Origin of the sequence: Candidatus Williamhamiltonella endosymbiont of Tuberolachnus salignus (assembly GCF_964019775.1) — a bacterium.
Classification (GTDB): Bacteria; Pseudomonadota; Gammaproteobacteria; order Enterobacterales; family Enterobacteriaceae; genus Hamiltonella; species Hamiltonella defendens.
In genome coordinates, this window is the sequence record NZ_OZ026471.1 from 51,547 (window position 1) to 65,264 (window position 13,718).

At 41.6% G+C, this 13,718-nt stretch carries 15 protein-coding genes; 11 read left to right on the forward strand and 4 right to left on the reverse strand.

Annotated elements, in window-relative coordinates:
* The first annotated feature begins 149 nt into the window (after nt 1-149).
* From AACL23_RS00245 to AACL23_RS00295, 11 genes are all read left to right on the forward strand, one after another.
* Nucleotides 150-6,086, forward strand: a complete 5,937-nt coding sequence (locus AACL23_RS00245) for a hypothetical protein (RefSeq protein WP_339049360.1) — start codon at nt 150-152, stop codon at nt 6,084-6,086.
* 202 nt (nt 6,087-6,288) lie between these two features.
* Nucleotides 6,289-6,582 carry a hypothetical protein gene (locus AACL23_RS00250; RefSeq protein WP_100096502.1) on the forward strand — a complete coding sequence of 98 codons (294 nt, stop codon included), beginning with the start codon at nt 6,289-6,291 and terminating at the stop codon, nt 6,580-6,582.
* Nucleotides 6,583-6,608: 26 nt separating this feature from the next.
* Nucleotides 6,609-6,872 carry an IS630 transposase-related protein gene (locus AACL23_RS00255; RefSeq protein WP_202972847.1) on the forward strand — a complete coding sequence of 88 codons (264 nt, stop codon included), beginning with the start codon at nt 6,609-6,611 and terminating at the stop codon, nt 6,870-6,872.
* A 98-nt stretch (nt 6,873-6,970) separates the two neighbouring features.
* A complete protein-coding gene (locus tag AACL23_RS00260) occupies nt 6,971-7,327 on the forward strand; it encodes a hypothetical protein (protein ID WP_339049366.1) in 357 nt (118 codons plus the stop codon).
* A gap of 414 nt (nt 7,328-7,741) precedes the next feature.
* Nucleotides 7,742-8,845 (forward strand): VirB4 family type IV secretion system protein, encoded by a 1,104-nt coding sequence (locus tag AACL23_RS00265; protein WP_234813196.1) that lies wholly within the window; start codon nt 7,742-7,744, stop codon nt 8,843-8,845.
* The gene (locus AACL23_RS00270) at nt 8,842-9,045 is read left to right on the forward strand and encodes a hypothetical protein (protein ID WP_234817357.1); all 204 of its coding nucleotides are present in this window, start codon (nt 8,842-8,844) and stop codon (nt 9,043-9,045) included. Before AACL23_RS00265 ends, AACL23_RS00270 begins: the two co-directional genes overlap by 4 nt.
* A 17-nt stretch (nt 9,046-9,062) precedes the next feature.
* Nucleotides 9,063-9,500: a type IV secretion system protein gene (locus AACL23_RS00275; RefSeq protein WP_234817358.1), complete on the forward strand. Its 438-nt coding sequence runs from the start codon at nt 9,063-9,065 to the stop codon at nt 9,498-9,500.
* 73 nt (nt 9,501-9,573) lie between these two features.
* On the forward strand, nt 9,574-9,804 hold the full coding sequence (vapB, locus tag AACL23_RS00280) for a type II toxin-antitoxin system VapB family antitoxin (RefSeq protein ID WP_100097114.1): 231 nt from the start codon (nt 9,574-9,576) through the stop codon (nt 9,802-9,804).
* Entirely contained in the window at nt 9,801-10,232 is a 432-nt protein-coding gene (locus AACL23_RS00285) for a type II toxin-antitoxin system VapC family toxin (RefSeq protein ID WP_100096503.1), read from the forward strand. The genes vapB and AACL23_RS00285 overlap by 4 nt, the downstream gene beginning before the upstream one ends.
* A complete protein-coding gene (locus tag AACL23_RS00290) occupies nt 10,229-10,585 on the forward strand; it encodes a hypothetical protein (protein ID WP_339049374.1) in 357 nt (118 codons plus the stop codon). The genes AACL23_RS00285 and AACL23_RS00290 overlap by 4 nt, the downstream gene beginning before the upstream one ends.
* A 23-nt stretch (nt 10,586-10,608) precedes the next feature.
* Nucleotides 10,609-11,559, forward strand: coding sequence for a type IV secretion system protein (locus AACL23_RS00295; protein ID WP_339049375.1), 951 nt, complete (start codon nt 10,609-10,611; stop codon nt 11,557-11,559).
* A gap of 3 nt (nt 11,560-11,562) precedes the next feature.
* Here AACL23_RS00295 and AACL23_RS00300 read toward each other — a convergent pair whose 3' ends face one another.
* The 4 genes from AACL23_RS00300 to stbB all read right to left on the reverse strand — a co-directional run bounded on the left by AACL23_RS00300 (nt 11,563) and on the right by stbB (nt 13,718).
* Nucleotides 11,563-11,979 (reverse strand): type II toxin-antitoxin system VapC family toxin, encoded by a 417-nt coding sequence (locus tag AACL23_RS00300; protein ID WP_339049377.1) that lies wholly within the window; start codon nt 11,977-11,979, stop codon nt 11,563-11,565.
* Nucleotides 11,979-12,230 carry a type II toxin-antitoxin system Phd/YefM family antitoxin gene (locus AACL23_RS00305; RefSeq protein ID WP_006707613.1) on the reverse strand — a complete coding sequence of 84 codons (252 nt, stop codon included), beginning with the start codon at nt 12,228-12,230 and terminating at the stop codon, nt 11,979-11,981. Before AACL23_RS00305 ends, AACL23_RS00300 begins: the two co-directional genes overlap by 1 nt.
* A gap of 163 nt (nt 12,231-12,393) precedes the next feature.
* Entirely contained in the window at nt 12,394-12,993 is a 600-nt protein-coding gene (locus tag AACL23_RS00310; protein ID WP_339049387.1) for a hypothetical protein, read from the reverse strand.
* 17 nt (nt 12,994-13,010) lie between these two features.
* Nucleotides 13,011-13,718: a StbB family protein gene (gene stbB, locus AACL23_RS00315; protein ID WP_339049389.1), complete on the reverse strand. Its 708-nt coding sequence runs from the start codon at nt 13,716-13,718 to the stop codon at nt 13,011-13,013.

A 13,718-nucleotide genomic window follows, 5' to 3' on the forward strand; every position in this document is an offset into this window, starting at 1 on the left:
GGTTAACCAAAGAATACCAGTCGGCTAAAGAGAGTCAGAACCTGATTTTTTTATCACAACAAGCTAAAATTAGCCATAATTGATAATATTCCTTAAAGTGACATTCATTGATTTTTATTAACATTCATCCATCACAAGGAAGTGTCCTTATGCCTCAGAAGTATTCAACGACTTTCGTTTCACCACCTCATTTTTTTACATTCAATCAATACGATTATTTTGGCATCAAAACCAGAGACAGAATTGATTTAATCAAACAATTATCTCCCTATTATGAAAATAAGGGGTTATGTCTGGCATTATCGATTCGTTATTTGATTGAAGAACGACATCATCCTATGGTGGGCGGTAAAAATTATCTGTTTTGGTTAAAAAATCTGGTGAACAGTGAAAATGATGTCTCTCTCACAATAAAAGATGTTGAAGATATTGATGCGGTTCAGAAAAAAATCCTCAATCACTATCGTCGTCAACATTTATCCACGGAACTTGAAAAGCTGGTCGCCCTCAACAGCAGCCAGGAGATGGAAATCGCCGCCAGAGAATTAAAAAAGGAGTTAAAAAGTCCTGCAGATTCTCACTCACCTCAAGAAAAAAATTTGAGAAATTATACCCAGGATCTCTTTATTCAAGCCCGCAAAGAGTACGCAGACAATGTGGAATCCAGTGGCTTAAAATTTGATATTCAGCAAACTAACATGATCACGCATTTAAGTTCAGGTATCCCCATTTCCTATGTCGAGTTTCTTCATCAACTGAAAAATTTGAATGAAAATAAATATTATTTAATTTGTATTGGCCAGCATGCCATGGCCGTCAGTTTTATTAAAAAGGATCATAAAAATTACTGGACATTCTTTGATCCCAATATCGGGGCTTTCTCTTTTGAACATTATGAACAATGGCATTATTTTATGAGTCATACTCTTTTTTATAGTGTGATCCCAGGGACTGAAAAAAGACGATATGATTTTTCTGATGTCAATCACATCAAAAATGTGACCCTGACTTACACCCCTTTTGTGACTAAAAATAATGAGCCTTATGAGGCGGCCTGGAAAAACGTATTTGATGAAGAAGAGCATTATTTAATACTTTCTTTGTTCAATTGTCACAAAAAATTTCGTTTTAGTGATGACATTGACGCTCAAATTATAGGCTATACGGAAAATGGGAAAAGGAAAAAAATCACTCAAATTGAACTCAAAATTTTTTATCAAAATACAGAAAAAGTGCTGACACACCCTTTTTATTCATTCAATGAAATACGACAGCTGATTCATCAAAGAACAGACAGCCGAGGTCAATTGATACTCAATGACGACATTCATGGTCCCTTAACTGATCTGGCGCTGCTCAATGATTTACAAATCGCCAAAACCCTCTCTGGCAGAGTCAGACAGGCCATCAAAATCATCAATCGCATTTCTCAGGGGAGGTTGGCTTATGATTTCATTGAGCAAGATGAAGGGATATATCAATTATTAAAAGGATTTTTTAAAAATGACCAGCAGGGTTTGGATAAATACGCTTTGATGTCGGTGATTTTTAATATGAAAGAAAATCAGCAATGGATGTCTCAAGCGAAAAAATTATTAATGATGGAGAGCCTTCACAGTAAATTCACGAATGTCACCGATCAGCAAGCGCTTGAAATCTTTAATCAAGAAAGTATTCTGAAAAAGAAAAATCAATTAGATTTGATTTCTTTATTATTAAAAAAAAATTATCCAGATTTTTCTCTGCATGCCATTGCTCAAACAATTTATATTTTTGATGGCTACAAAAACTCAAATCAAGATGCGAACACTTTGTGTCTTGTATGGATGAAAAACCAAATGAGGGCTCAGGGAGAGGCCGACTTTTTTGCAAATGCCCTGCGCATTCATACTTTACTGAATCATCAAAAATCAGATATTAAACTCAATCCGGAAGATGAAAATCGCTTCAACGCATTTAATGAAAAATTTTCTTCTTTAAGAGAAAAAGTAGAAAAACATGATCCTCATTTTTTTCAAATCAATAATACATTTACGATAGAATTACCTGAAAAACAGGGATTCTATTTCATACTGTCTGGTAAACACATATTAGGATTAAAAATTCAAGAGGAGAAGATCACGCTTTATGATCCGAATTTCGGAGAAATGATACGAAATAAAACAAGTTGCGCTCATGAATTGACTCAATTTCTTAAAGAGTATTTAAATTTTAAAGTCGATGATCATACAACCAGGGGAGAACTCTATGGTTTTAAGCAATCCGAAGGCAATTATCATTTCATCATCAAAGAAGCCCATATCGAGCATTTAACCCCAACCACCCAAACAGAGCTAGACCACTTCAATCAGTTTATTCTCGGTTATACCTCTGAAAAAAATTTGATTGAAAAATTGCCTGAAATGACCATTGAGGAGCTGTCTTTTGCGCCTGCTTTGATGAATAAAATGGGCGGGATGATATCCAATAGAACACTGTCATCATATGATTTTCATCATCCTGCATTTTCTTTATCTGACCTTCAGTTTAATACTGAAAAACTCAAATCTTATTTCTCTCAAACAGAGATTTCTGACCCTCATTTTAAAATAGCCATAGAAATTTTAAGAAAGCAATCACAGTTATCCTCTCAAGGTGATTTTTTAAGGGTGGGGGATATCAACGAAAAAATGGATACCTCTGCTTTAAAAGAATTATTCGCAAAAGAGTCATTTCAGTCTTCTTCCGACTCCTTAAAAAAGCAGGCCATATTAAAAGCGTTATTGTCTCCTGATCATATAAAAACAATGAATCGTCTCCATCATTCAATACAGTTCTATGTTTACTGGCTTGCATTTCGTGAATTTATCAAAACCAGTGAACTTCTACAGAATACGCATTTAACCCAAGAAGAAAGAACCCATTTCAATAAGCAATTTAACCTGATCAAAGCGGATTTAAGTGCGAATATGTTCACGGATTTGGTTGGGATAGGGTTACATGCATGGGGACGGCATTTAAATAAAATGAGTCAACATTTCATGTCTTATTCCTCTATCAAAAAGATGAAATTTGAAATAGGGAGTTTATTAACAGGCTACGGCGCGAATATTTTACAAATTTTTAATGCAGGGTTTGATATTTATCATCTGGGGCAATTATTTAAGGCTTTATCTAATAATCCTGATCGTGATACGAAACAGGATTTGATTGTGCAAGCGGCACTTTCTGGAGCCAGTGCGGCGCTTTCTATTTCTATGGGTATTATTTATATCATCGCCGCCACGACGGCTTCTGCCACCGCGGCGACCCTGGCCTTATTCACCGGTCCTGTCGGCTTGGGGGCAGGTATCGTTTTGCTGGCCGCCAGTCAACTTTATACCGGGTTTCGTCAGTTAGAAAATCTTCAAAAACAGATCCAGTTGACCACCACAGAAAAGTGGCAAAATATGGGCCGCGCGCTCTTGGGGTTCAATATCAGTGCCCCCGTTAAGGAAAGATATGACAAAACCATCACCCGAGATCGGGTTCGTGCATACTATGACGAAAAATTATGCAAACAGGCAGAGGCCCTGTTTGAGCAACCTGCCTGGTCAGATATAGAAGAGTATTACTATAGCTCAGGTGACTTTACACTCACAAAACGCTTTTTTAAAAAAATTATTCGCGTCAAAAATCGTTTGTATGTCCCTATTCACAATCTGTCTTCATATGAAAACATCATGACATTAGAAGAAGATGTTTATCCTGATGAGGTAGAAAGTCAATTAGCGCATTATTCTGTTTCTCAGAGTATCCCCAAAAATCAACTCGACAGTGCTGACAGTGAACATTATTATTTTGAACCCTCGACTTTACATGCAGTCAACGACACCGTTGATGCCAATCTTAGTCCAGATACCTCCGATCAGACCTTGCCAGGTGTAGCACTTTTTAAGATTGGAGGAGGATCCAGGAAGGAACCTGCGACCACCTTATTTCATTTAGGCGACGGGAACGACAGGGCAAAAGGAAAAATCGGGAGAAAAAATATTTTTAAAGGGGGAGAAGGGACAAAGCATTACACGGGAGGCAAGCAAGCAGACGTCTTTTATTTATTCACAGCCGCCCTACCTGGAAAACCGGGCTATTTTGACGGAAATGGCGGAGAAGATCTGATCATCGCGGAGCATGGCTTAAAAGACAGCGGTTATCTAGGATATGCGATTAATTTACAAAAAAACGAAGTGCGTTATATCCGTATGAATCACAAAGAAAATCTATGGCCGTTTTCAGAGAATTTAAAAGAGATTGACCAGATCATACGCCTCAAAAACAAAGAGGACTTATGGCCCTTAGTAGCCAACCTAAAAGAGATTGAGCATATTCATGGACATATGACAACCCGAGATTATTTAGTGGGGAATGAAAAAAACAATATTCTGAACGGATTGGGGGGCAGAGATGAAATCTGGGGTCATGAGGGAAACGACACCTTAATCCTGGAACAGGGCATCGCCAGCGGGGGCCCGGGGATTGATCACACTATTATCCTGAAAAATACCCAACCTCATCCGGTGAATGTCAGCCTTCATGACGACGGAGAGGAGGCCCTCTCTTTGATCACTTTTCAGTACAGATATGATGAAATCAAGGACGTTACGCTTCATCTCAATGATCGTGGACAATATGATATCCAGATACTTTTAAAAGCAGAGGAGCGCCAGGCAACCACTGTCGTCATAAAAAATGCGTATCAATGCGAGGGGGCAGGGAAAAACCAGTGGTTGTCAAGCAGTGCCTATATTTTCAATACATCGGATGGCATCTCCTTATTTTCCCAATTTCCAGAGTTGATTCAAAAAAATGCTCAAGGAGAGGTTCCCTTTATTCCCCGGTTCCAGGCCCAATACACGACCCTGCTCGATGCCCCCCATCAAGACTATTTTAAAATGCAAGAGCCAGACAACATCAGGCTGAGCCTCAACAAAAGCCCTGACGGGGATTTTGTGAGTGTGGGTAAAGACACCCTTCGACTGAACCTCAATACCCAGTTGGTCCTCAACGATACGCCTTTTGATGACATTTTAAATGGCGACAGGCAGGATAATGTGCTGATCAGCAGCAGAGGCAACGACAAATTACGGGGAGGAAAGGGGAAAGATATTTATCAGATTCAAATGAAAGACAGCACTCAGACAGAGCGCACCGTCTCTATCGACAATAAGGATGATCAGGCTGAGCCTGAGGTCGATCTGCTGATGTTACCGTTCAAGATAGAGGACCTTCAGATCGAAACCAGCGGTCAGCATGTGATATTAAGCCCATCGAATGAGCCTCAAACAAACCTCAGGATAAAGCTGCTCGACTTTATTCGCCATCATTCTTATCGACACCTCATGCTGATGGATGTTGAGCAGCAGTTATTTGACATCTCTCTGAATCAGGAGAATCGCCCTTATTTTTCTCATCCACAGAGCCAGGTGAATGCGACAGAAAACGCGGATTTTTTGCGGATTTATGGAGGAGATGTTCTGGCCGATAACACCCTGGATGCCAAGGGAGGCAATGACAATATTTTCGACAACAGTGATCGTTTACATACCCTCAGAGGAGGGGAAGGTGACGACACCATTATTGCCCCGAAAGGCAATAAAAAGCTCTTTGGTGATGCTGGTCATGACCAGTTATTTTCAGGACAAGGGGATGATGAACTCAATGGCGGGCAAGGAAACGACCGTCTTTCAGGAGGGAAAGGAGATGACACTTATTGGATTGAACGTGATCATGGGCTGACCAATATCGAAGACAGTGGGGGAAACGATAAAATAGTGTTGACGGGAATGGCCCTGAACGATCTCAGAGTGGTCAAAAAGGATGAAGATATGTATTTATTTTCAGCGCAGGAAGAGGCCCAAACCCCTTTTTCTATCAAAATCAAAAAAGGAGCCAATTCTTCTGAACATCAAATAGAACATTTATTTGTAAACGGACAACTCGCTTTAATAGAGGAAATCGCTTCGTGGGATGCGAATGAAAAACAGGCATTAATCGATCAGCATAATCACGCTTTCCTGTTTCAAGGTGGGCCTTTCAGTGGATTAGGAGAGCTGTTTAATCGTCATTAATATTACACATTCACCGATAGAGGGGCAGAATATTCGATTAAAAGGCAAACCCATGTATGCAAAAAACATCGAACATCCGTGCCGAAAAGCCTACGGTTTAGAGCAAAATGGATCTGTATGAATATTTCAACTTTTACAGAAAAACGTCAATTGACGCCTTTATAAGGCGAAAATTCAAAAATGATGAAAAAGGAAGATGCACATGAAAAAATCAATACTACTATTCATTACTTTATTCGTAGCTGGAGTCGACTCAGCATTTGCTTATATTGATCCGGGGTCTGGCAGTGCGATTATGAGTGGGATCATTGGTTTTTTTGTGGCCATAGGCGTTCTGGTGAAAACTTTTTGGTTTAAAATAAAGGGGTTTTTGGGGCTATCGAAAAGTAAAAAAAACGACTCTATCAAGCATAGTGACCTTCAAGATAAAGGTGATAAAGATGAGCAAAGAAAACAGAGAGTATATCCTAACGAAATAATTTCGGTTACGAAATAAATTTAATGATTTCAAAAGGGAGAGAGATGAGTCATTCAGTTGATTTTCGCCGTCACGTGCTGAATGTAAGAGAAAAAGAAAAGTGGAGCATAAGAGAAACGGCAAAACGCTTTCACATCGGTGCCACTTCGATTACCCGCTGGCTGAAGCGAATTGAAAAGAACCCCTCTTCCCCCCGGCAGCGTAAAATAGATAAAGCGGCTTTACTCAAGGATGTTGAGCGTTACCCGGATGCTTACCAGCATGAAAGGGGTAAACGTTTCGGGGGGTGTACCAAAGCCATTTGGTAGGCCCTGAAACATTTGGGCGTCACCTATAAAAAAAACCCTCAATCATCCCAAGGCCAACGAAGATATGAGGCAAGCCTTCCAAAACAAGATAGCTGACTATGAAAAACCGCGAAAATCAGTCGTTTACCTGGATGAAAGCGGCTTTGCCCATGATATGCCGCGTTGATATGGCTATGCCCCACGGGGTCAACGCTGTTTCGGTCAACATAATTGGCAGGCAAAGGGGCGAACCAATGTACATCGGTGCGTTACTGGGAAAAGCGCTGATGGCGGTGGGATTGTTCATCTGTTCTGTGAATAGTGATGTGTTTCACGCTGGGGTCATTCAGATACTTCTGCCGAGTTTGCCCCCCGACTCTGTGGTGGTCATGGATAATGCGACCTTCCACAAACGTTTGGACACTCAAAAAGTGATCGATGACGCGGGGCATATCATTGAATATCTATCCTATTGAGCATAAATGGGCAGAAGCAAAAAGCAAAAGAAGAGCGGTCAATTGCAGTATCGATGCTTTATTTTCTCATTACATGACGTAACCGAAATTATTTCGTTCAGCTATGGCACTGTTAACAAAGTAAATTAAAGACCTTAAGACAAGCGATAGCGAAGAAAGAAAAGGGTATTATGTGTAGTGGCATAGTTAATTTGGCCACCTGATAAAAACCAGGTGATAGACTTAAGTTATCAATACAGGTGTAAAAATGGATAAGAAACACAAACTCCCCTACAGCCCTGAATTTAAGCTAGAAGGGGCTCAATGAGTGACAAAACAAGGATATAGGGGGATAGAAGGAGCAAAAGCCACGATAGCCCCTTAGGGCATAACAATACCGGAGAAAAGCTGGCCGGTCATATTGCGATAACCGCCATGACCAACGCCGGAAAAACCACGCTTGAAGCCTGTATGCTCATTCACTTTAGCCGCTGGGATCCGATGATTTTTTCTATTGATTACAATCATTCACTGGAAAACGTGCTTCGGGCCTTGGGAACCCATTATTTTACCGTCTCACCGGGCGTCTATACGGGCATTCAGCCTTTTCAGTTCGAGGATTCTCCGTCTTTACGTCAGTTTCTGTTCGATACAGTGAAGCTGTGCGCGGGTAAAGCCGAGCCCGATGAGGAACGAGAAATTCAGGATGGTATAGAAGCAGTGATGCGGCACAGCGTGATAGAAAACCGCTCATTGTCGCTGATGTTGCAAGGGATACCGAAAAAGGGGGGGAACTGCCTACACACCCGCCTGGCGAAGTGGTGTCGTAATGTAGACGGCCATCAGGGGCAGTATGCGTGGGTGCTGGATGCGCCGGTTAATTTGTTTGATCCCAAAATATTCCGTCGTTTGGCGTTCGACTGTACGAAAATCCTGAACAAGGCCTATTCTGGGAAGCATCCTGAGGCCATGGAAGTGATGCTCAATACCTTCTTCTACCTGAAACGGGCAATGCACGCGACGGAGCCAGGAAGCTTGTTGATCAACGTGATTGCAGAATATTGGGTTCCTCTCTCGTTTGAAAGTACCGCCGAGGCGATTAAGGAAATTTTAAAAGCGGGGCGGACTCGGGGTGAAATTTTGATGATGGATACCCAATCTCCAGAGGATGCGCTATCGACGCAATATGCCCCTGCGGTGATTCAGCAGGTGATCACGCAAATCTGGATGGCCAATAGCAAAGCAAAACGAGAGAGCTATCGGGAGTTCGGCATTGAAGGGAAAGAATTTGACAAAGTGGTTGAGCTCATTCCCTCCAGTCGTGAATTTATGGTCAAGCAGGGGCATCAGGCAGTGATGGTGAAATTTGTCCTGGATGAAAAATTGAAATACTGGTTGCCGCTGCTGTCATCAACGGATGAGAATCTGGCGGTGGCAGAGCGTATTCGCCGTGACCTGAATACGGAAGATCCGTCAGTCTGGGTTTGCGCCTTTCTTGCCGAAATGCAACAGCGTCATCAGCAGGAGAAAACGTCATGACCGACTTGAAAAATCTGAGAAAAAAGACGGCAGTGACTGTTCTGTTGGCGGGGATTTATCTATTTATGCCGGGGAGCCAGGCAGAGATACCGACCATCAGCCCTGCGGAATTGGCCCAGCAAGTGACCCATGCCAAGCAACAGTCGAGGGAAGCCGTAGCACAACTCAAAAAAGCCAGTATGATCATTATCAAAAATTGATTCAAGGGAACTCAAAATTGGGAGACTTTCTTAACGACCCTGTGGTCAACAACCTGATCCCGATGGGCGATTGGGAAGATATTTACAACGATATCGAGAGCCTACCCAATTTACGTCAGAGGTACGGTTTGACTTCCGTTGATCCTGAGGTGCAAAAGGCGTTTGATCAACTCTTAATGAAGGCGGGCACGCTGGAAAAAGAAAAAAAAGCGAGTGATCAGCGGGTGTTGAATGCGCAAAAATTGAGGGCGAAACTGAATGTGGTGCAAACGCCGCAGGAGAAACAGGATTTGTCGTTGCGCTATCAGCAAGAAATGTTAGAACTTCAGATTCAACAGACTCGGTTACAGAACATGAGGGCATTGGCAGAAGAAAAAGAAAAACTGGCCGACCGAAAGCGAGCTCAGGACTTCACCGATTACATGCTCCGAAAGCGGCCCGATCTGCCAAAATAGGATGAGTGGGAGTTGCAGTTCGGCAAGATTAGGCATATGCTAAACCTATGTTTATGAACTGAGGGATGATATGATGAGAAAGGTGGCCATTTTTAAAAATGGGAAGAACCGCGCCGTCAGGTTGCCTGTGGATATGGATTTTGCCGGTGTGAATGAACTGATGATTCAACGGGAAGGGGATACCCTGGTGCTGAAACCCGTTCGCCCCACTTGGATGACCTTACCAGACAACAGCGAGAAGGCAGATGCCGATTTTCTGGTAGAGCGAGAAACTGTGATTGAAGAAGGGCGGTTCTCCCTGTGAAAAAAATGTATATGCTAGATACCTGTATCTGTTCATTCATCATGAGGGAACAACCGTTGCATCTTCTACAACGCTTACAGGCCTGTGTAGACAGTAAAAATCAGATCGTCGTTTCCGCTATCACTTATGCAGAAATGCAATCCGGTGTGATTGGTAAAAAAGCATCACCAAAACATGCCGTTTTGGTTAACCAGTTTATTCAACGGTTGAATGCGGTTCTCCCTTGGGACAAGGCAGCAGTAGACACTACAGTAGAATTGAAAAAACAGTTAAGTGCCGCCGGAACGCCGATAGGCGCGAATGATAGCGCTATTGCCGGTCATGCCCTATCTTGTGGGGCAATCCTGATTACCCATAATCTTGGAGAATTTATCCGCGTTCCAGGACTGATAATTCAGGACTGGACAGAACAAAAAGAGGACTCATGATGCAATATCAAAAAGCAGGACTGTTAGGAATGCTGTTGCTCTCGGTGGCACTGGTACTGTCTGGTTGCAAGGACAAGGGGGAAGCCTTTGTTGGGCATTGGGTTGAGGTAGGCGATATAGAAAAACCCACCTCACTTGATATTAAATTTGATGATGGTGTTTTTCATGTTAATTATTCATGGCATACGCCGTTTATCTTTAAGAAAGGAGATGAAACTTTAAGGGTTAAGAAGCTGGAAGCCAAGGCAGAGTCGGATAATGTACTGAGTCTCATTAACGGTTTTGGGCAAACGATGAGGCTAAATGAGGGGGTTATTAGCTTTGATAATGCGGAGTTTAAAAAAAAAGACTAATCCTGTCTGAATAAGAGGATGGTATGGACGTATATATTGCAAAAACGCTATATCAGGCCATCGACGAGGGGTTAAAAAGCACCATTGCCATAGGGACAGCCAATGTCATGACCCTGACCGGTGTGATATTCGGCACCTGCTGGCTTATCCATTTAACTCTAAAAAGTATTTACTGGCTTTTCCAGGGATTAGATGTGGCATTTCAGGATTTGCTTTTAACTCTCGGTAAGGCCTCGTTTATTATTTATTTTGCTTTTAATGTGGGCTGGTATATCGATATGGTGGTACCCGTGGTTAATGGGCTGCCTAACTGGATGGCGCAGACGCTTTCTTCTTCAGGATTAGCGCAGTCTAATCAGGTAGATACCGTAATATCCACTTTTTTTAACGCATTAAACAATACGATAGGGGCTTTAAAGTTCAGTATTTGGAAAGAAGCCGCCGCTATGTGTCTTGGGTTTCTGGCTCTTCTGTTTTTTCTGTTGGGCGGGATCCCCTTTATCATGGTTGTGGTGGGGACCCTGATTACCTTAAAAGCGGCCACCTCAATCATTCTGGTGGTGGGGCCCATTTTTATTGCTTTTTCTTTATTTGACCAGACGCGGCAATGGTTCTGGGGCTGGGTGTCAGTTATCAGTGGATTTATGCTGACGCAAATATTATTTGGCGTGGTCTTGGCAATTGAATTTAATTTCATTAATAGCGTCATCGTAAAAAATGGAGAAATAAAAACTGATTTATTAAGTAGCTTCGCCATTTTACTTTATTTTGGCGCATTTAATCTGTTAGCGACTGAAATTCCTAATTATGCCGCCTCTATCATGGGAGGTACTCCTTCTGGGGGTGTGAGTGGCGTGGGTGGGATATTGGGACGAGGTACGGGATTAAGAGCGGCGGGGAACATGAGTCAAGCGGCGGGTAAAGGCATCATGAAAGGCGTCAATAAATTAAGGAATAGAAATAGAATTACTTAACTATTATTCCCAAGGATTGATGAGGTTAACCCCCGTTGCTGAAAAATCCTTGATATTTCGGGTAACAATGGTAAAACCATGAACCAATGCTGTAGCGGCAATGAGAGTGTCACTTTCTGGTTTTGGATCAGGTACATGAAGACGGGCGCACTCACGTACAACAGCGACATCCAAAGGTAAAACACGGCCGGAAAAGAAGGGAAACACGCTACCATCAAGCCACCGACGTAAAACTTTGCCCTGAATATTATCCTTGCGCTCGATTCTCAGAACTCCGCGTTCAAGCTCCAGTAAGGTTATCACGGACAAATAAAGTTGCTGTGAATTAACGGAGGAAAGCCAGTTAGTAACACATTTATTGGCTTTGCCATCCCCCACTTTTCGGAGTTCAGAAATCACATTGGTGTCGAGAATAAACATCAAAAAATATCTTTGTCGTGTGTCAGAATAGTTAACCGAGAGGTTTCAAATGGTATCTCTGATAGATAGGGCATCGATAACGCTTCAACGATATTTTTGTGACTGTGCTGTGTCATTTTTCTGTATTCATCGATAGAAAGCAGGACGTGGGTAGGTTTACCTCTGTCTGTAATGAAAACAGCCCCCTGACAAGCGGCGCGTTTGGCTTTCCCTACTTCATGATTGAACTCTTTACTGGTTAGTGTCGTCATAAACCGTTCTCGAAATAAAGTGATGTCCCTATTTTAATATAATGAGGGTGAGCTTTCCAGGTTGCAACTTGACCTTTTGGTGATGAAAAAATAGCCTGTGGGCTTCTTCGAATTTTTTTATTCAATTTTTTGTCGTACTGCATGTCAATCTTTTTGAGGTATATCAATTCTTAGACCTGGCTTTTGTGATTTCGTCTCTGATTTGTTGTTGATACTTTTCAGGGAGTGTATTCAGGGCACTCCCAGCGATGCTTAAATTACGCTCCGCGTATTGAGCGGCCTCTCTGGCTTCATGAACTTCCCCCCAGAGATAGATAGTCGAGAAAAGCATTGTTACAATCATTGCGGTCATCATGATGGCCAAAACATAATTCATGATGGCCGGATTATGTTTTTTAATGCCGGCAGTGGCAGAGTCAATTCTGTCTTCAAGCGTCTGAATTTCGGCTTTAGCCCCTGATAATGATTTTTCTACTGCGGTATCGATGCTACTTTTAACCAGCTTGCCGATGTTCTCTTGTACCTGATGTAACTGAGCCTGAGATGAGGCGGCTAAGACAGCTTGTGTTTCTTCTTTGAGTTTTTCGGCCGTTTTTTCTGCCTCTTCTACGGCAGAAGCTATCATTTTTAATGATTCAGAAAGAGATACTTTAAGGAGGTTGGGGAGTTCTTTAATTTCGTCATGGATACCCCCTACATCGCCCAAAAGCTCAATAATAAGGGCATCACGAGCGGTTCTTGGAGAGATGTTTTCTTTATTCATAAAACTCTTAACCTTATTTATTTGAATAGCTCTAAATACACATCATCAAGATTTCGTTTGACGCTTTTTGATAAGGCTTTTAACCCAAACATATCAGCCCAATAGTGACGATCTTTTTCTGACGCTTTTGTTTTTGATTTTAATAAGGATTTATAATCAGTTTCATCTTTCATTAAAGCATCCACAGTCAGTCCTTTTACAGATAAGGCATCGAATAGCTCATTTTCCCAAATGGCACACTTAGTATTAGCAATGAATGATTTTTCTTTTTTACAAAAACCGATGATAAAAGGAAATTCTTCAAGCACATTGCTATCAACCCGGTTGAAAATCACTCTAATTTTATTAGGTGGTATGCCTATTGCTGATAAAGAATCTAACATGGATATGGACTCTTTTTGTTCTTTTGTTCCGGCCGTGACTGGTACAATAAAAAAGTCAATTTCTTCATGTGAATGATCGAACTTAATCATGTTGTTCATAAATTCTTCAATATTCGAAGCTCCAATATCAATAATGGCATTATCTTCTAACATGATTTTTTTAAAGAGATCTCTAAATTTATTTCCTTTCATTTTTTCAACATCGACACCTAATCCTTCTGCTGTCTCATTAATGGATTCAATAGCAAAGATCGGTGCATTATTCATACGAGGTGATAACAAATGAGCCGCAATAGTGGTTTTGCCTACAGTGCCAGTATAATTTAAGACTGCCACTTTCAT

Coding starts and splice junctions, on each gene's coding strand:
- AACL23_RS00245 (WP_339049360.1), top strand. CDS start 150: ATGCCTCAGAAGTATTCAACGACTTTCGTTTCACCACCTCATTTTTTT.
- AACL23_RS00290 (WP_339049374.1), top strand. CDS start 10,229: ATGATGCAATATCAAAAAGCAGGACTGTTAGGAATGCTGTTGCTCTCG.
- AACL23_RS00265 (WP_234813196.1), top strand. CDS start 7,742: ATGACCAACGCCGGAAAAACCACGCTTGAAGCCTGTATGCTCATTCAC.
- AACL23_RS00295 (WP_339049375.1), top strand. CDS start 10,609: ATGGACGTATATATTGCAAAAACGCTATATCAGGCCATCGACGAGGGG.
- AACL23_RS00260 (WP_339049366.1), top strand. CDS start 6,971: ATGAAAAACCGCGAAAATCAGTCGTTTACCTGGATGAAAGCGGCTTTG.
- AACL23_RS00305 (WP_006707613.1), bottom strand. CDS start 12,230: ATGACGACACTAACCAGTAAAGAGTTCAATCATGAAGTAGGGAAAGCC.
- stbB (WP_339049389.1), bottom strand. CDS start 13,718: ATGAAAGTGGCAGTCTTAAATTATACTGGCACTGTAGGCAAAACCACT.
- AACL23_RS00250 (WP_100096502.1), top strand. CDS start 6,289: ATGAAAAAATCAATACTACTATTCATTACTTTATTCGTAGCTGGAGTC.
- AACL23_RS00255 (WP_202972847.1), top strand. CDS start 6,609: ATGAGTCATTCAGTTGATTTTCGCCGTCACGTGCTGAATGTAAGAGAA.
- AACL23_RS00310 (WP_339049387.1), bottom strand. CDS start 12,993: ATGAATAAAGAAAACATCTCTCCAAGAACCGCTCGTGATGCCCTTATT.
- AACL23_RS00300 (WP_339049377.1), bottom strand. CDS start 11,979: ATGTTTATTCTCGACACCAATGTGATTTCTGAACTCCGAAAAGTGGGG.
- vapB (WP_100097114.1), top strand. CDS start 9,574: ATGAGAAAGGTGGCCATTTTTAAAAATGGGAAGAACCGCGCCGTCAGG.
- AACL23_RS00270 (WP_234817357.1), top strand. CDS start 8,842: ATGACCGACTTGAAAAATCTGAGAAAAAAGACGGCAGTGACTGTTCTG.